Below are 16,711 nucleotides of genomic sequence, written 5' to 3' on the forward strand. Positions count from 1 at the left end.
GTGTGGTGGTTGCTAAATCACTTAGAAGATTAAGTGAGCAACACCCGCAATAACAGGTAATGTGATCAGAGTACGTAAAATGAAGATCACGAACAGCTCGAAGATGTTGACAGGGATTTTACTGCCAAGCAGTAGGGCACCCACTTCAGACATGTAAATTAGCTGTGTAACCGACATTGCAGCAATGATGAAACGTGTCATGTCACTTTCAATAGATGCTGCTAGGATAGCTGGTAAGAACATATCTGCAAAACCAACTACGATGGTTTGAGAAGCTTCAACAGCTTCTGGCACACCTAATAGTTCAAGGAATGGAATGAATGGTTGGCCTAAGATAGAAAATACAGGTGTGTATTCAGCGGCAACAAGAGCTAGAGTACCTAAACCCATTACCACAGGCAGTACACCAAATACCATATCTACCGCATTTTTAACGCCATCAACAAAAACAGATTTAATGGATTTAACTTCACCTGCTTTTTTAACTGCAAGTTCAAGGCCCCATGTGAATGTGTTGTAGCCTTGCGGGATCGCTTCAGAGTCTGCATTACGCTCTGTACCATCAATAAATTGGTCTTTTTTCCAAGAAAGAGGTGGTAAACGAGGAATGATAACCGCCGCGACAATACCTGCCAAACAGACAGTTAGGTAGAAAGGCAAGAACATGTGCTCTAGTTCTACTTGGGCAATAACCACTAAGCTGAATGTGATGGATACTGCTGAGAAGGTAGTACCAACAACAGCGGCTTCACGTTGAGTATAAAAACGGTTTTCATACTGCTTACTGGTAAGCAAAATGCCAACACTACCGTCACCTAGCCAAGAAGTCATACAGTCAATCGCAGAGCGACCTGGCAGGTTAAATACTGGGCGCATGATTTTACTTAGAAGCGTACCAAACAGTTCAAGTAGGCCAAAGTTTAGTAGTAAAGGTAGAAGCAAGCCTGCAAAAATGAATACGGAAAACAGAACCGGAAGAAGGTCGTTAAGAACCAGTCCACCTGTGTTGGGTTCCCAGACTGCTTTAGGGCCAATTTGGAAGAAAGTGAATAGTACACAGATACCACCAACAAGGCGAACGATAAGCCATGGTATTGTTGGATTGAATAAGCTGTTTAAAAAGCCGTTGCTAGTAATGAAGGACGGTTTTAATACTTTGGTGAGTAATGATGCAACAGCCATAAATCCGATAATGGTTGTTACCATCGCGACTAGATAGCCGTCAAAAACGCTTTGAATTGATTTAGCAAGTACTGCAACAGGGATTGTAATGTCGCCGTTATACGTGATTGGAGCCATGAATAAAAATAGGCCGATCAGCGACGGGATCAGAAACATTAAAAAGCTGCTTTTTTTCGTTGGGACAGAGCTAGTTGTTTGGTTTTGCATATTATTCTCGAGTTACTACTAGTCAATGGTTATACCGTAATCCTTTGGTATAAATATTCACTAAACATCCGTATTTTTTCATTGAGAGTGAGAGTACACGTTTTTTAATGCCAGTGGAATACTATTCATTAAAAAAAACTATTTATTCACTATTAGATAAACGTAATGATTAAAAAAGGATTACCATTTAGTTTAAAAGGCTAAAATTGTTTACTTAAATGGCCTTTTGTAATTTTTATGTTAACACTAAATTTGCTGAAATTAGGTGGGATTATATAAATAGTGTGATCTGGTTAGCTTAAGAATGAAAAATGCAGCCGAAGCTGCATTTATTTATAAGGTGAATAAACTGTGGTAAATATGCACTTTTTGCTATTGCAGCGTAAAGCGAAGTAATACCCCTATTTATACTCAGCTTTTCTCATACGGTTCATTGCTGCTAGCACATCAACGGTTCTTGGTTTTGCAAGATCTCCGTGAGTTGGCATCATTGTGTACCAGCCATTATTTAACATCGCGTTAAAGGCTTTAGTTGGTTGTTTTTCCCAGCCATGCATTTGAGCAAACTGGAACCACAACCAGCCGATTGCGTGAACTTGGCTGTCGGATTCAATTTGCGCTAACGCACTGATATCAACAAATTCACGACCAAAGCGTAATGAACCCGTGTCTTTAGCTTGAATGCGGAATTTACCCTCTTCTAATTGCTTTTGAAGGGCCGTGCGGTTGATTTGGCGAGGCTTGACGCTTTTAAGTGCTTCTGAACCTTCATTTTTACGACTAGTAGGGTGCTGGGCAACTACTTGTTTTGCTTTTTCTGTTACATCAACCGCTTGGTAATCATGCATTTGAATGACAGTGTCGGCAACATCTAGGTAATCACCGGAGCCACCCATAACGATAAGAGTAGAAATATCTAGCTCATCACGTAGTTGGCCAATGCGGTCGACAAGCGGTGTGATTGGTTCGTCCCCTTTTGTGACCAGTGCCTGCATACGCTCATCACGGATCATGAAGTTTGTTGCCGAGGTATCTTCATCAATAAGCAGTGTTTTTACGCCAGCTTCAATGGATTCTTGTAGCCAAGCTGCCTGCGAAGTAGAGCCAGACGCATCTTGTGTTGAGAAACACTCAGTATTACGACCCATTGGCAAGTGATTAATGTAGTTTGAAAGATCAAGATTATGTACACAGCGTCCATCTTCAGCACGGATTTTTGTCGCGCTGTGTTCAGTAACAATGTACTCGCGGCCATCACCTGGAATATGATCGTAAATAGAGCGCTCAATGGCTGTTAACAGGGTAGATTTACCATGGAAGCCACCCCCCACAATTAAGGTTATGCCTTTTGGTATCCCCATGCCACGGATTGTGCCACGGTTCGGTGTGTTTAATTCAATGGCTAAAGAGTCTGGGCTAGTAAAAGTGACCGCATCTTGCATTGGTAGATCACAGTTACCTGCGATACGCGGTAATACACTGCCATCAGCCACAAACGCAACCAAGTTATGTTCAGCTAATTGTCTGCGAAGAGCGACTTGATCTTCAGCGACTTCACAATGGCGCTTAAGCTCTTCAATTGGGATTTCACGCTCAATGGTGGCGCGACGAATGAACTTTGGTAAATAGAAAGTAAGAATATTGATGGCTTTTTTGGCCAAAATAGTACGGCCATCAGCAGGAAGCTCAACACGGAAACGAAGTTCGATTCCTTCTTCATCAAATACCACAGAGGTATGATCAAGAATGGTTTGGCCTGTTAAACCAATGGATACGTGGTTCTCACGTTCGGCTAATTGATTAAAGTAGCGCGCAATAAAATCACGAGCAGCGCGTTGGTAATCGGTAGAGGTTTCTTTTAACCAAGCGAGATCTGTGAGTGACCAAGCACGTTTAGCTCGAACACGAGAAGGTGGCGCGTACGGATCGGCTTGAACGGTATCAATAAAAAGTTGGAAATCTTCAAAATCATACTTGCCTTTGATGGTGGTATAGCTTCGGTAATTTCGTTTCTCAATTTTTTTTAAATTCGCTTCAAGCAATTCCATAACGTCTCGTTATTCGTTTAACTAAAAATAGGGGGCGATAATACAATAAATTGTGATCGGGATCTTTCTTAATAGCAATGAAAAATGGATTAACTTTATTTTTCATACGGCTACGGAGAATCCAGTATGAGTTTTAAACAAATTTCTTTAACTTGTGAGCTTGGTAAGCCTCAAGTGTTAAATATATGTTGAATTTCAATCGACTGATTACTAATAATAAATCCAGTATTTCTTCTTTCATCGCCAATCGTACAGGGAGTGTGCAGCATGATGGCAGCCACAATGAATCTCTTAGAAACAATTCTGATTTTTGCGGGTATTTTTATGATACTCAGGGCCGTTATTCGTTATGGAAAGCGCACGAATGACTGGAAAGGCACGTTAACCATGTTTTTTAAACGCATTCCAATGAAAGTGGATGAATTCCGCTGGTATAAGCTTGGAGTCTCTTTTTTCTTATTCGGCGTGGTGATCCGCGTAGTAAATATGACGTTTTGGCCAACGGTTTAATCGATTTAAACGGAAAGGGAGAGTCAGTGAGTTTACTGGCTCTCCCTTTTTATTACTCTAACCTGAATAGCTTAATTTATTTTGATTAGAGGTTACTTTATTCTTGGTATAGGAAGAGTTATTGAGGCTTTTAGGCCACCAAGCTTCCCAGTACTAAGTTGTAACCCACCTCGATAACTGTGTGCCAGTTCATGGGCAATGTTTAAGCCTAAACCACTGCCAGGTGTGCTTTCATCCAACCGCTTTCCGCGTTCTAAAACACTTTCTAGCTTTTCATCAGCAATGCCATGACCGTCGTCTTCGATGACTAATGTAATAAAAGAAGCGGGGTCAGTTGTCGGCTCGGTATAAACTCGAATTAGGCTTTGTGCCCATTTATAGCCGTTTTCAATAATGTTGCCGACAATCTCGTCAAGATCTTGGCTTTCAATGGCCAGCTCTAAATCGGAGTCGAGCTCATTAACCAGAACAATGCCGTTTTCAGCATAGACCTTATCCATTGCCGTTGATATGGCATCGACCCTTTGTGACGGTGTCACTCTTGCCGCGAAGATATTAGATGATCCAGCCATTCTGGCGCGACCTAAGTGATAATCAATGTGTTGTTGCAACTGCTTGATGGCAGGCCCCATTTTTTTCTGGGCATCGTCATTGAGCAAAACTGCTTCATTATTTAAGATTGCCAGTGGTGTTTTTAATGCATGAGATAGGTTACCTGCGTGATTTCGCGCTCGGCTAAGCAGTTCTTGGTAGTGGAAAAAGAGGGCGTTTAAATCACTGATAACAGACGAAAGCTCTTTTGGGTAGTCGCCCTTTAACGATTCACACTGGCCTTCATGAATGGATTTAAGATCGTTTTGCATTTGTTTTAGCGGCCTAAATGACCAGTAAATTTGCAGCCAGATAAGCCCCAATATGCCTAAAGCCATTAGGATAAGTAGCACCATAAAGCCACCCGTTAATGTGACTAAGGTTTTTAGTAATGGCCTTTTATCAATGGCAATGACCAATGTGGCCGCAGAGTCGTCTTCAGGAAGATAAATTTCCCTTGTGACTATTAATAAAGGTTCTTCTCTTGGCCCCTCAATATCATCATCGGAGAGATCCAGCCGTTTATCCCAGAGTGAGCGCGAGCGTAAGGTGTTGTCTTTGGTGGTAACAGACCAATAAAAACCGCTGTAGGGTTGGTTAAAGCGTGGTTCTGCCAAAGAACCATCAACAAAGACTTCACCAGTGCCTTTTTGATCCACCAAAGAGGTAAGTTCATCTAAATACACCGTAAGTTGTTTGGATTGTTCTGAAGAAAGGTAATGATCAATAAGGTTGGGAACAGTTAAGGCGGCGATGGCAACAATGGTGGTTAACCATAAACTCGCCGCCACCATGAGCCGTCCACGTAGGCTCATGCAGGCGATAAAGTGTTTAAGGCTTTTAAGCATTTAGGCGATACCCTAGACCTCTAACGGTTTTGATAACATTGGTGGCAATTTTTTTACGAATACGGCCAATGAAGACTTCAATGGTGTTTGAATCACGATCAAAGTCTTGTTTATAAATATGTTCAACCAGTTCAGTTCGTGAGATGACTTTATCTGGGTTATGCATGAAATAGGCAACCACTTTGTACTCTAGCGCAGTAAGATCCACCGCTTGCCCTTGCCATAATACTTTAGAGCTTCGTGTATCTAAGCTGAGTTGACCCATTTGCATGATTGGGGAAGCATTACCTGATGCTCGGCGGAGCTGTGCTCGTAGGCGGGCAACCAGTTCAACGGTATCAAAAGGTTTTGTGAGATAATCATCGGCACCAGCATTTAAGCCTTCAACGCGCTGAGTCAGCTCTGAACGGGCACTTAAAATAATAACGGGTGTGTTAATGCCTTCATCTCGTAAGCTTTTTAATACGGTAAGGCCATCAATTTTAGGAAGGCCGAGATCAAGCACAATGGCGTCCCAGTCTTCAGACGTTGCACGATAAAGTGCATCGATGCCATCCGTAGAAAGTTCTGGTACCCAGCCATTCTTTTCTAAAGTTTGAACAATTTGTTCGCCTAACTGTAATTCGTCTTCGACAACAAGTATTTTCATTTTTTTATTACATTCTCGAGGTTGCGGCCTTTGATTTGTATGATGCGCAAGGTTTTAGCATCGTATTCGACTTTAACAATGTTATTGGCGGTATCGAGTAATTTTAACTCATAAATCCATTCATCATCATCTTCTTCTAGTTCAACACGGATCACCCGACCGTTAAGCTGATCCCCAACAAGAATAAGCAACGAGGAATAGGGCTGAATTAAACCTTTTTCAACCGCTTCTAGGACATCGTCATGATCTTCTTCTACATCTAGCTTGGGCGTATTTGCCCATGCTGAGCTTGAAGCAAAGAAAATGAAGCTGATTAGTATATGGATATATGATTTCATTCTTTCACTTTACCTGAGCTTAAATGAACAGAAGATGAATGCTTGATTGCGTTATGCCATTTTACCTTTTTTGTACATGGATGACAGTACGCTGGCTCTAAAAACAAGTAAAGATTTCAAGTAAGTAGAGGCTTTATGTGTTTTTTAGCCCTGAGTGTTTAAAAAGAACGTAAGATTCATGATACTTGAGAAATAATCGGCTTTATCGTTTCATTTCAATGGAGTGAACATTATTATGATCTTATAACAATGAGATCGCTAAGGAAGCACTGTGAGCAATGTACGATTAAGTCAGATCAATATTTTCCCTATCAAATCCACTAAAGGTATTCATTTATCTTCGGCTTGGGTTGAATCTGAAGGGCTGAGTTTTGATCGCCGTTTTATGATTGCCCTTAAAGACGGCACCATGGTAACCGCACGAAAGTTTCCTCAACTTGTAAAAGTGGTAACGAGTCTGCAACCTGATGGCATCAGTCTCAGTTACCCAGACATGTCGACACTTCGCCTAAAATACTCGGCATTTTCAATGGAACCGTTCAGCTCTCATGTGTGGTCTGATGAATTTAAAGCTGGGCGCACTGTCGCAAAAGCGGACGCTTGGTTGAGTCATATACTTGGTCAGCCTGCGGTTTTGTTGTATTTGGGGGATTCTTCGCCTCGTTTTTCTGCAAAAGCTGAACAGCCTGTGAGTTTTGCTGATGGTTTCCCTCTACTTGTGATTTCGAAAGCGTCATTAATAGAATTGAATCAGCGTTCAACGTCGATTCATCATATGGATCAATTCCGTACGAATTTGGTGGTTGAAGAGTGTGATGCATTTGAAGAAGACAGTTGGAAAAGAATTAAAATCGGAGAGGTAGAGTTTGAAGCCCGTGGAGGTTGTAGCCGATGTGTATTAACAACGGTAGATGCAACAACGGGTGAACTTAATGAACGTCAAGAACCACTCACGACATTAAGTAAGTTTCGCGCTGATAAGAAAGGCAAAGTGTACTTTGGCCAAAACTTGGTGGCTCTGAATGAAGGGGTGATCAAAGAAGGCGATGAAATTGAAGTGTTAGAATCACAGCCAGCAGCCTCTTACCCTGATAGTGGTGATAAACCTTTGGTATTGACGTGTGTTGAACGTGAAGATTTAGCGAAAGATTTTAGTACATTTTGGCTTGAGCCAACCAAAGGCATAGAACTACCAAGTTACCAGCCTGGGCAACATTTACCGATTCAAATTGAGATAAATGGGGAGTATGTGGCTCGCCGTTATACATTATCGTCTAGTCCAAGTCGTCCTGGGCGTTATGCCATTTCGGTGAAAAGAGTCGAGGATGGCCGTATATCTAATTGGTTACACGATAACTTCCATGTTGGTGACAGTATGGTTGCTCAAACTCCAGATGGCGCTTTTCATTTAGGAGAAACAACCGATAAGTTAGTGCTTTTATCTGGTGGTAGTGGTGTTACTCCTATGCTGTCTATGCTTCGTTATCTTGCTGATCATAATGAAATTAAAGATGTGGTGTTTTACCATCAGTGCCGAACGAAAGCGGATATCCCAGCTTTAGCTGAGCTAAAAACATTGGCTGATAAGCACAGTGGTTTGACGGTTCATATTGCCTTAACGGGTGAGAATGAAGTGTGGACTGGGCTGACTGGACGTTTGAGTGCTGACCATTTAACCCATATTACTGATTTGCCGGATCGTCAGGTATTTGTGTGTGGCCCTGAGGCCTTTATGGACAGCAGTAAGCAGCTTTTACTCTCTCATGGGGTTTCTGAGCAGCATTATCATCAAGAAACCTTCGGCCCAATAAGTGGTAAGAAAACCGAGGAAAAAGAGCTCACCATCAGCATTAATGGTTACTTATTCCAAGGTAATAACCAGCAAACTCTATTAGAACAGGCAGAAAATGCAGGGGTTGCTTTACCTTATAGTTGTCGTTCAGGTTTCTGTGGTGCTTGCAAAATGGAAGTGGAATCCGGTGAGGTGGATCAGCCTGATGTGCCAGCTTTACTGCCAGGGGAACGGGAGCAGGGAACAATACTCGCCTGTTGTTGCCGCCCACAAAGTGATGTTGAGTTAGTCAATTAGGTTTCTGTTTGTAGAGGTATAGAGTTGTTCTATGCCTCTTTTTTTATTGTATTTTTGCACTACCATAACAATTCGAATGTTTTTTATACAGTTGAGTGTTTAATTGTTGCAGAAGTTAAGAAAGTTACACTAATTTTTATTAGGTAGATTACAATTATATTTAACTGAAAATATTATACTTTTTTATGTTCAACTTGTTGCCTTTAAAATAACCGTACTTAGCACCGTATTAAAGTGTTAAAATTAATAACAATAGACATGAAACTGCGCTCCTGTATAGCGCTTTTGGAGCGAGATAATGACAATTCCAGTACTAATATGTGATGACTCCGCCTTAGCAAGAAAGCAGATGGCAAGGGCAATTCCTACCTCACTAAATGCAGAAGTCACTTTTGCTGTTCATGGCTTAGATGCTTTAGAAAAGTTAAATGAACAAGACTTTAAATTAATGTTTCTTGATCTAACCATGCCAGAGCTCGATGGTTATGGCACCCTTGAAGCCATTCGAGATCAGGGTATTGATATTAACGTTATTGTTGTTTCTGGTGATATTCAGCCAAAAGCACAGGAAAGAGTACTTGGGCTTGGTGCTAAAGCGTTTTTGAAAAAGCCAGTGGACAAAACGTTATTACTTGAAACATTAAAATCGCTGTCTTTGAATAAATCAGACGATGACGATTTTACGACAATTCAACGTATTGTAACCCCGAAACTTCGTCGTCGAGACATTTACCTTGAAGTTGCAAACGTGGCTATTGGTCGTGCTGCTGACTCACTCGCACGTCATTTTGATGTATTTGTGCACCTTCCATTACCTAATGTGAACTTATTCGAGCTAAGTGAACTTCACATGACATTGAAGCATCTAGCCAGTAACAGCCAAATGTCGGGAGTGTGTCAGGGATTCAGTGGCGAAGGCATTGCTGGTGAAGCACTTGTATTATTGAGTGATTCGAGTGTGAGCGATTTGGTGTCTTTAATGCGTTACCCAGATGATGCCGACTCTGATCAAGAGTTAGAGTTGCTGATGGACGTATCTAACATTCTGGTGGGTTCTTTCTTAAAAGGGCTAGGGGAGCAAGCAGAGGTTCGGTTCTTCCAAAGTCACCCTGTGCTGCTTGGCCAACATATTCCGATTGAATCTATTATTGACTCTACATCGGGATCATTTTCTCGCACTATGTCTTTTGAAGTCAGTTATAGTATTGATCAGACTGATATTAAATGTGATCTCTTATTTATGTTTGTTGATGAGTCATTACCGTTATTGGATAACAAACTTTCATACTTGATGGATGAGGAGTAACCGTATGGCCAGTATGCCAGCAGAATTTGAGCAGTTTCACTGGATGATTGACATGGTACAAAATGTCGATGTTGGTCTGATTGTATTGGATAAGGATTTCACGATTCATGTCTGGAACGGTTTTATGACTCATCACAGCGGTATTCAACCACATGATGCCATGGGTAAAACCTTATTTGAGGTGTTTCCTGAAATTCCGGAACAGTGGTTTAGAGCAAAAACGAAACCTGTGTATGAATTAGGGTGCCGTAGTTTCTTAATTTGGCGTCAGCGCCCCTATTTATTTCATTGTCGTAACGTAAGACCAATTACTCAGCAGGTTCAGTATATGTACCAAAACGTGACCATGAACCCAATGCGTACGCCTACGGGGGAAATTAAAAGCATGTTTTTGGCTGTGGAAGATGCTACAGCAGAAGCCATAGCAGAAGGGGTAAAATAACTGATTCAGTAATAGTGAACCTCGCAGTGGTGAGGTTCACTTTTGCTTCTTTCTTGTCCTTATTTTACTTGCCAATAACCTTCATTCTCTGTGGCTAAGTTTTGGTGTAAGTAGTCCACTATTTCAATGACCGATGCTTTAAGGGCTGCTGGTGGGTTAAACAGTAATAATCCGCTACCAATAAGACGATCGTCTTCTTTGGCATCACGTAAGCGCAGTTCCGCTTTTATCGGTTTTGGTAATTGGTTGTTATTAACAGCATCAGAACAGCGTTGCAAAATTAATGTACTTTTATCTTCGGTATAGAGCGGGTACCAAATTAGAGCTGAAACATTCTTTGTGTGCTCCCAAGCTGCAATAAGCGCTTCAATCACGTCACTGTATTCGTCATCTTTCTCATAGGGTGGGTCAATGACGATGAGATTGTGATCGTGGTGGTTTGACACTGCTGATACTAAATTCTTTAAACCGTCGCCAGTAAAAATGTTTAGGTCACTTTTGATATGCAGATCGGAGCGGATTTGTTCAATGTTCGTTTGTAGCAATTCAGCTTCTTGCTTTTGAATATCAGCAAAGTAAAAACTGTCTTCAGAGCGGCCTTGCTGAAAGCCAATGGCAGCGGAACCAGGGTAGAGCCTTAGTTCATCACTCGGGTTAAAAGCAGAGAGAGTGGTGGTGAATGAATGGAAAGAGGCAGGCAATTGGTCTTTGTTTTTCCAAAGGTATCCGACACCTTCGCTAAACTCGGCAGCATGAGAAGATGGGGCCGTATTCAGATCATAGCAACCAGTGCCAGCATGCGTATCTATAATGTTGAGCTTAGTATGCTTTTGGGAAAGTAATTGAATGAGCAACGCTAAAACAGGATGTTTGAGAGCATCACCATGATCGCCAACATGACACTGGTGTCGATAATCCATACTAGTTTCCTTCTTCGTATTTAGGTCTTATTTAACCATACCCGAACATATCCAGTATTTCATTGTAGGATGACCAATATTTTATGCATTTTGGTTCACTATAAGTTAATAGCTCGAATTTTAAGCAAAAAAAAGAGGCTCAGTGGCCTCTTTTGGTATTCGTAAACGTATTATTTTTTCGTTACACCATGCTCTTCTTTATCAGCAGCAGTTAGCTCGCGGATCTTACGGCTGATGTCGCGACGAGATTTTGAAATCTCAGCGCTCTTGATGATGTGATCATCAACACGATCTTCGTAGTCAGATTTCATGTTTTTGATGATAGCGACAATCTCATCGTGAGACATTTCTGACTTGATGTAGTCAATTAGGTTATCAAGCAGATCAACACGTTTTTGGTTATCACGAATTTTCTTTTCGTTATCTTGTAGCTCACGCTTCAGTTTGTTCTTGCGGCGTGCTTGGTTAACAATCTCAAATACATTGTTCATGTTCTTAACATCCAATTTAGTAATAAAATTAACTAGTTTCTTCCCGAATTAAAACACAACAAACTTGTTCAGAACAGAGTTAAGATCAATAGTTACGTGGATTTACATGATTTTTCTTAAAAAAAGCCAATAGTATGAATGAAATTTTATAACAATTATGCTGGTTCCGCTTTCAATAAGTGATGACTGGCACCTCGGAGCATAGCATTCACCAATTCTGTTGCTTCAAACTTTGTTAATGCTTCATGAGCACCAACTTGATGTGCTTGGTCGACACTGATTTCACTCGATAGTGATGTATGCAAAATAACGTATGCACTGTTAATGCTTGAATCATTTTGAACTTCAAAGGCTAACTCGTAGCCATCTAGCCCTGGCATTTCAATATCACTAACTACAATATCAATGGCATTGCTAGTACCAGCGGCATTTCTCATTAAGCTCAGTGCGTCAGCGCCATTTGTACTGATTTGATACGGGATATTAATGCTATCCAGCGCACCAGCTAACTGGCGGCGTGCAACCGTTGAATCGTCCACCAGCAGAATGTTGAGGGGCTTAAGACGTTCCCGCTCTACATCCGTTAAAATAGGGAACAGCTTATCTGTTGGTTGCGGGTAAATCTTCGAAAGTAGAAGTTCGACATCCAACATTTGAATGAGCTGATCATCGACTCTTGTGACACCAGTAACAAAAGCATTGCGGCCAACGGTGTTTGGCGGCGGCTCAATTTCATGCCAATTACATTCAGTAATACGGTCAATTTTGCGTACCAGAAAACCCACGATAGTACGTAGGCAATCCGTCACAATAATAAAGCAGTCTTGAAGTTCTTCTTTACAAATAGGGCGAAAACCAATCGCTGACGCCATATCTATAATAGGAATGGTCATATCACGTATGGTAGCCGTACCGACGACATTAGGGTGCGAATAGGGGATATCTGTTAGCGGAAGGTAAGGAACGATCTCCCTGACTTTCAACGTCCCGATAGCGAAGCGCTGAGATAGTGATAAATTAAACAGTAGCATGCCCTGTGATTGGTTGGCTTTGCTTTTCATTTGCATTTTTCCCTTATGGTTTTACCCATAGCGTTGGTGAGGCAGGCGAGTATTTTAACTTTTTATAAGGTTTATAAAAGTAAAATCATGCTTTGGGTATAAAGAAATTAGTCTCTTTTTGTAACTTTATAAAATGGTATATTTATTGTGAATGTATTGTTATTAATAACATTGATGAGGTTGCTTATTGTTCTTACATGACTGCAAATTTGAACTAGATCATTTATAATCGCGCCAGAACAATACAGCAGTACAGTAAGAGGATTTATGGCAAGAACCGCAGCCGCACTTCATATTTTGGTCAAACATGAAGAAAAAGCAAAAGACATTCTGCAACAATTAAAAAAAGGCGCAAAATTCCAGACGTTGGCGAAAAAGCATTCTACTTGTCCATCAGGAAAACGTGGCGGAGATCTTGGCGAGTTTCGAAAGGGGGCTATGGTTCCTGCGTTTGATAAAGCCGTATTTACAGGTAAAGTGCTAGAGCCAATTGGCCCTGTTAAAACAAAGTTTGGCTACCACATAATCAAGGTTCTTTATCGCACGTAAATCCTTAACATTATCTAGGTAAGTGATATAGCGGTTTGCGCGCTTTGGAAGACTATTAATTTAAGGATATCCCGATGAAACAGTATTACTTTGGGGACTGGAGCGAGGCTGATGGAAAAGAAAAGCTGCATGAACTCATTGGTGCTTTGGATCATAGTGATTATGAAATAGTAAAAAAGTTGGGTGATGTTCTTTTTGATAGCTACCTAGACGTAACGGCAGCGTTACCGACTGAATACATCAAAAAGTATGCAGAGCTTATGGGGGATGATCTTTCATCGGTGCAGTTTGATACCTGTATGCCAGAATTGGTGGGGCATCAATCTCCTGATGATATGGCTAAAGCTTGTTTAAGGTGCATCGAGCTAGGGATGTTATTCGAGTACGCTGATTACTTTCTTGCAATATTGATTTGTAATACAGATAAGTTTGAAAATGAGTATGTAGATACTCCCTTTAAGCTATTGCGTAACAAAGAGATGATGTCGGTGACGGAGTACTTCACCATCTTATGTAAAGCTGGTGAATCACTTGAGATTGATGATGATTATGTAGATTACCTTGAAGGTGTGTTGCAAGATACAGATATTAAGCTTGAAGAATTAAACGATGAAGCATTTGGTCAAGCGTTATATTTATGTCTGACTTGTTACTTTATCAAGCCAAGTTTATTCAAGTTACTTGTCTCTAAAGCCAATGGACGAAAAGTGTCCGACTCAATTTCTTTAAGTCGAATTTTTGTCTGTTTTAATGCTTATGATGATTATATTGACTATCATGAAGAGATCTTCCAGCAAGCGTTTATCGAATTAAAACACAGCGATATCGTTATTAATATTGCAGAAGTAATTGAATGCTTAGAAGAAGAGGGATATTCAACCTTAGCTAAAATATTATTAGATGCTTAATTTGTATTATCTTAGCTAGGGTGATTCTAAACTGTCAATAAATAACAAAAAACCGATCATCATGATCGGTTTTTATTTTTCTTATTTTGAGGAAACGAGATTAGCGCTCCCAGTAGGCTTCTTCTAAGCTGTCTTCACGATCTGGCAGTGCTCTTGATAAACGTGGAGAATGTTGAGTCAGCACTTCATAGCTTACTCGGTTCGAGTAACGACAAATCTGAGAGAACGATGAGTATGATAGGTAGCTATACTCATGCTTACTTGAATTCGGTACATTCTCTTTGTGGTAACGGTTGGCAGACATGTCATGCAAAAGTGCAGAAAGAGCCCCGTCACCTGCGCCATTGGTATTTTTAATTACACGCGGGCCACCCATGTACGGGGAAATGTGCGAGTACACTTTTAGTGGGTTCTTACACTGGCTTTTTTGCATTGGGCGACTGAATTCATACTTGTTAAATTCAGGAATGTTACCTGGAAGTAGCGGCAATGTCGTTTCACGTTTCGCTTCTTCATCGGTGTAACCAGCCATGTATAAACCAATTGGCCCAGCGGTACATAGCACTAAATCAACCCAGTCTAGCGCTTTATGAGCAGCAAGAAGTGGATCTTTCTCGCCTGTTAGCGCTTCACCTTCTTCTTCGTTCATAGCAACAACAGTTACATGTTCTTTTAAGAACGCTTGCCACCATTCTGCTTTGTCTTCGATAACGTATTTGGTGCCAAGAGTTAAAACAACTGGTACATCGTATTTCTTTGCATAGCCGATGGCTGCCATTACGGCATCCGGCATTGGATCGCCTTTTTTACCACGCACCAAGTAGGATGAGATCACAAGAGCAGAAGCTTGTTTGAAACTTTTTTCTGGTACGCTTTGTGGTGAAAGTTGGTTCATCTGACCTTCGTTAATGGCGAAAGTACGTTCACCATCTTCAGAGATCAGTGTGTAACAACGACCAATAGGACCATTCACTGGTTGTAAGTAGTCTAAATCCATACGGCTAGAAGTGTTACACAGGTAGCGGTACGCATAAGAACCAATTTTTAGATCTTTACTCATTACACCCAGCAAGATGGATTTACTGTCTGCCAATACAGAGTAGTTATGCAGGGTGTTACCAATCGTATCTCCTGGATACTCGTGTTGGATTAAGTCTCTTTCTTTTAGTTCTTCGTACAAAGCTTCCGCTTTATGTTCTTCGAGAACCAAAGAGTGGCCTTTACTAAGTTCATGTCTTTCTAGAAAGTCATCATCAACACGAGCTTCAATATCAACAATCGTTTGGCCTACACCAATAAGGTGCGAGCGCGTTAATTTTGGTTCTTGTTTGATTTGGCTGACTAGCGGATCGCGAGCATGAACAGGAAAGTAGTGCTTAGACTTACGTTGACCAGGAAATTTCATCGATTGAGCTAATTAGTTGTATTGGGAATTTTCGTCGATTCTATCACAAAAAAATAAGAAAACTGTCATTTAAACGACAAATTACGACAACAAAAAGTGCAGTTGCTTGATTTGTCATCATTGTGAGCTTGGATTTTCTTTCAGAGAACGAGGTGATGTTCTATGTAATGTCAGATCTTCAAGGTACGCTTTAACTTTGAGCTTAACATCATGAGGCACCCAATCCGTCCAATAGATGCTGTAGTTTCTTAAAAAGTGCAGTGCCACATCCCGTGGTGAGTTCTCTCCCATCTTAGCCCAAGCGAGTAGCCGATTCATATCATTAGTTTGTAAATATACTTTACGTAGCATCTTGGTAATTTCTGGGTGATTTTTTTCAAATGAGAAAGACACCCCCGTTGAGACATCGGTAATGGGGTAACCACTAGGATAAGGGGCCGAACAATTAAGCTGGCTATTGCATTGGTGCCCGCGGAAGTTGTAGCTGGGCATAGTGATTTCTGTGAATGAAAACTCCCCTAACAGGCTAGCAGGGCTCCAGTAGTAAAAAACGAACGGTTTTCTCTCCTTTATATATTTAATAATTAACTCTTGCTGTTCCTTTGCTGATGTAGGGATGATGGTCCTGAACTTATCATGAAGATTGAAAGCGGCAAGCAAATTGTAGTTAATGGTTGAGCAAGTCCAAAAAACAGGGCAACTAATGAAGGCTATTTTTTTATCTTCATTTTCCAATCTCGCAAACATAGTCGTATAGCTGCCTAGCGTGTAAATGGAATCCAGCCCTGAGTACTCTTGGGCTAAGTACTCTGGGATGAACCAGCCTTCACGGGCATTAGAGTAGACATTATCTAATACTTTAAAGATCCCTTCTTTATTAAGGCGGATTAGTTCATTGGTGTAACTGTTTTCCCATAATTCAGGGATGATGTCGATGTCATTTGCTTCCAGACTCGTGATTAGCCCTTTAATTTGATGATCAGGAATATGTATAACCCGGCAGCCAAACCCTTTTTCGATAATGATGGTTTCGATTTCGGTGAGTATTTGGCTTGATGTCCAGCTAAAGGCTAACATCCTGATTTCAGGTTTGGAGGAACAATCCGGTATGGCACTGTAACCAAGAGGGGGCATTAACAAAAACAAAAGAAAACAGAGGCTTTTAAA

The 16,711-nt window shown here is 41.0% G+C and carries 16 protein-coding genes; 6 read left to right on the forward strand and 10 right to left on the reverse strand.

Going from position 1 to position 16,711, the window contains the following annotated elements; genetic code table 11:
- Positions 1 to 21: 21 nt before the first annotated feature.
- Both MHO82_RS01780 and MHO82_RS01785 read right to left on the reverse strand, forming a co-directional pair.
- Positions 22 to 1,389: a YjiH family protein gene (locus tag MHO82_RS01780; protein WP_239182131.1), complete on the reverse strand. Its 1,368-nt coding sequence runs from the start codon at positions 1,387 to 1,389 to the stop codon at positions 22 to 24.
- Positions 1,390 to 1,790: 401 nt separating this feature from the next.
- Positions 1,791 to 3,437 carry an ABC-ATPase domain-containing protein gene (locus tag MHO82_RS01785; protein ID WP_239182132.1) on the reverse strand — a complete coding sequence of 549 codons (1,647 nt, stop codon included), beginning with the start codon at positions 3,435 to 3,437 and terminating at the stop codon, positions 1,791 to 1,793.
- Between the two features lie 267 nt (positions 3,438 to 3,704).
- Between MHO82_RS01785 and MHO82_RS01790 the strand changes: the two genes are divergently transcribed.
- A complete protein-coding gene (locus tag MHO82_RS01790) occupies positions 3,705 to 3,947 on the forward strand; it encodes a hypothetical protein (protein WP_239182133.1) in 243 nt (80 codons plus the stop codon).
- A 92-nt stretch (positions 3,948 to 4,039) separates the two neighbouring features.
- On the opposite strand, the gene MHO82_RS01795 is transcribed toward MHO82_RS01790, so the two are convergent.
- From MHO82_RS01795 to MHO82_RS01805, 3 genes are read right to left on the reverse strand one after another with little or no spacing between them, the layout of a single operon-like run.
- Positions 4,040 to 5,386 carry an ATP-binding protein gene (locus MHO82_RS01795; protein ID WP_239182134.1) on the reverse strand — a complete coding sequence of 449 codons (1,347 nt, stop codon included), beginning with the start codon at positions 5,384 to 5,386 and terminating at the stop codon, positions 4,040 to 4,042.
- Positions 5,379 to 6,035 (reverse strand): response regulator transcription factor, encoded by a 657-nt coding sequence (locus MHO82_RS01800; RefSeq protein ID WP_239182135.1) that lies wholly within the window; start codon positions 6,033 to 6,035, stop codon positions 5,379 to 5,381. The genes MHO82_RS01795 and MHO82_RS01800 overlap by 8 nt, the downstream gene beginning before the upstream one ends.
- Entirely contained in the window at positions 6,032 to 6,373 is a 342-nt protein-coding gene (locus MHO82_RS01805; protein WP_239182136.1) for a PepSY domain-containing protein, read from the reverse strand. The genes MHO82_RS01800 and MHO82_RS01805 overlap by 4 nt, the downstream gene beginning before the upstream one ends.
- 271 nt (positions 6,374 to 6,644) lie before the next feature.
- Between MHO82_RS01805 and MHO82_RS01810 the strand changes: the two genes are divergently transcribed.
- From MHO82_RS01810 to MHO82_RS01820, 3 genes are all read left to right on the forward strand, one after another.
- On the forward strand, positions 6,645 to 8,462 hold the full coding sequence (locus MHO82_RS01810) for a hybrid-cluster NAD(P)-dependent oxidoreductase (protein ID WP_239182137.1): 1,818 nt from the start codon (positions 6,645 to 6,647) through the stop codon (positions 8,460 to 8,462).
- Positions 8,463 to 8,760: 298 nt separating this feature from the next.
- Positions 8,761 to 9,768 (forward strand): response regulator, encoded by a 1,008-nt coding sequence (locus tag MHO82_RS01815; RefSeq protein ID WP_239182138.1) that lies wholly within the window; start codon positions 8,761 to 8,763, stop codon positions 9,766 to 9,768.
- Between the two features lie 4 nt (positions 9,769 to 9,772).
- Positions 9,773 to 10,210: a PAS domain-containing protein gene (locus MHO82_RS01820; RefSeq protein WP_239182139.1), complete on the forward strand. Its 438-nt coding sequence runs from the start codon at positions 9,773 to 9,775 to the stop codon at positions 10,208 to 10,210.
- 59 nt (positions 10,211 to 10,269) lie between these two features.
- On the opposite strand, the gene rlmJ is transcribed toward MHO82_RS01820, so the two are convergent.
- The 3 genes from rlmJ to MHO82_RS01835 all read right to left on the reverse strand — a co-directional run bounded on the left by rlmJ (position 10,270) and on the right by MHO82_RS01835 (position 12,682).
- A complete protein-coding gene (rlmJ, locus tag MHO82_RS01825; protein ID WP_239182140.1) occupies positions 10,270 to 11,130 on the reverse strand; it encodes a 23S rRNA (adenine(2030)-N(6))-methyltransferase RlmJ in 861 nt (286 codons plus the stop codon).
- Between the two features lie 170 nt (positions 11,131 to 11,300).
- Positions 11,301 to 11,621, reverse strand: a complete 321-nt coding sequence (locus MHO82_RS01830; RefSeq protein WP_239182141.1) for a DUF496 family protein — start codon at positions 11,619 to 11,621, stop codon at positions 11,301 to 11,303.
- Between the two features lie 155 nt (positions 11,622 to 11,776).
- Positions 11,777 to 12,682 (reverse strand): chemotaxis protein, encoded by a 906-nt coding sequence (locus tag MHO82_RS01835; RefSeq protein WP_239182142.1) that lies wholly within the window; start codon positions 12,680 to 12,682, stop codon positions 11,777 to 11,779.
- Positions 12,683 to 12,949: 267 nt separating this feature from the next.
- Between MHO82_RS01835 and ppiC the strand changes: the two genes are divergently transcribed.
- Positions 12,950 to 13,231, forward strand: a complete 282-nt coding sequence (gene ppiC, locus MHO82_RS01840; protein WP_239182143.1) for a peptidylprolyl isomerase PpiC — start codon at positions 12,950 to 12,952, stop codon at positions 13,229 to 13,231.
- A gap of 74 nt (positions 13,232 to 13,305) precedes the next feature.
- Positions 13,306 to 14,139: a hypothetical protein gene (locus MHO82_RS01845; protein ID WP_239182144.1), complete on the forward strand. Its 834-nt coding sequence runs from the start codon at positions 13,306 to 13,308 to the stop codon at positions 14,137 to 14,139.
- A gap of 100 nt (positions 14,140 to 14,239) precedes the next feature.
- Here the strand turns inward: MHO82_RS01845 and MHO82_RS01850 are convergent, their stop codons facing one another.
- Both MHO82_RS01850 and MHO82_RS01855 read right to left on the reverse strand, forming a co-directional pair.
- A complete protein-coding gene (locus tag MHO82_RS01850) occupies positions 14,240 to 15,544 on the reverse strand; it encodes an inosine/guanosine kinase (RefSeq protein WP_239182145.1) in 1,305 nt (434 codons plus the stop codon).
- A gap of 117 nt (positions 15,545 to 15,661) precedes the next feature.
- Positions 15,662 to 16,621 carry a glycine betaine ABC transporter substrate-binding protein gene (locus tag MHO82_RS01855; RefSeq protein ID WP_239182146.1) on the reverse strand — a complete coding sequence of 320 codons (960 nt, stop codon included), beginning with the start codon at positions 16,619 to 16,621 and terminating at the stop codon, positions 15,662 to 15,664.
- Positions 16,622 to 16,711: the final 90 nt, after the last annotated feature.

The organism is Vibrio sp. Of7-15 (assembly GCF_022347565.1).
GTDB lineage: Bacteria > Pseudomonadota > Gammaproteobacteria > Enterobacterales > Vibrionaceae > NORP241.

Coding starts and splice junctions, on each gene's coding strand:
- MHO82_RS01780 (WP_239182131.1), bottom strand. CDS start 1,389: ATGCAAAACCAAACAACTAGCTCTGTCCCAACGAAAAAAAGCAGCTTT.
- MHO82_RS01785 (WP_239182132.1), bottom strand. CDS start 3,437: ATGGAATTGCTTGAAGCGAATTTAAAAAAAATTGAGAAACGAAATTAC.
- MHO82_RS01790 (WP_239182133.1), top strand. CDS start 3,705: ATGATGGCAGCCACAATGAATCTCTTAGAAACAATTCTGATTTTTGCG.
- MHO82_RS01795 (WP_239182134.1), bottom strand. CDS start 5,386: ATGCTTAAAAGCCTTAAACACTTTATCGCCTGCATGAGCCTACGTGGA.
- MHO82_RS01800 (WP_239182135.1), bottom strand. CDS start 6,035: ATGAAAATACTTGTTGTCGAAGACGAATTACAGTTAGGCGAACAAATT.
- MHO82_RS01805 (WP_239182136.1), bottom strand. CDS start 6,373: ATGAAATCATATATCCATATACTAATCAGCTTCATTTTCTTTGCTTCA.
- MHO82_RS01815 (WP_239182138.1), top strand. CDS start 8,761: ATGACAATTCCAGTACTAATATGTGATGACTCCGCCTTAGCAAGAAAG.
- MHO82_RS01820 (WP_239182139.1), top strand. CDS start 9,773: ATGGCCAGTATGCCAGCAGAATTTGAGCAGTTTCACTGGATGATTGAC.
- rlmJ (WP_239182140.1), bottom strand. CDS start 11,130: ATGGATTATCGACACCAGTGTCATGTTGGCGATCATGGTGATGCTCTC.
- MHO82_RS01830 (WP_239182141.1), bottom strand. CDS start 11,621: ATGAACAATGTATTTGAGATTGTTAACCAAGCACGCCGCAAGAACAAA.
- MHO82_RS01835 (WP_239182142.1), bottom strand. CDS start 12,682: ATGAAAAGCAAAGCCAACCAATCACAGGGCATGCTACTGTTTAATTTA.
- ppiC (WP_239182143.1), top strand. CDS start 12,950: ATGGCAAGAACCGCAGCCGCACTTCATATTTTGGTCAAACATGAAGAA.
- MHO82_RS01845 (WP_239182144.1), top strand. CDS start 13,306: ATGAAACAGTATTACTTTGGGGACTGGAGCGAGGCTGATGGAAAAGAA.
- MHO82_RS01850 (WP_239182145.1), bottom strand. CDS start 15,544: ATGAAATTTCCTGGTCAACGTAAGTCTAAGCACTACTTTCCTGTTCAT.
- MHO82_RS01855 (WP_239182146.1), bottom strand. CDS start 16,621: ATGTTAGCCTTTAGCTGGACATCAAGCCAAATACTCACCGAAATCGAA.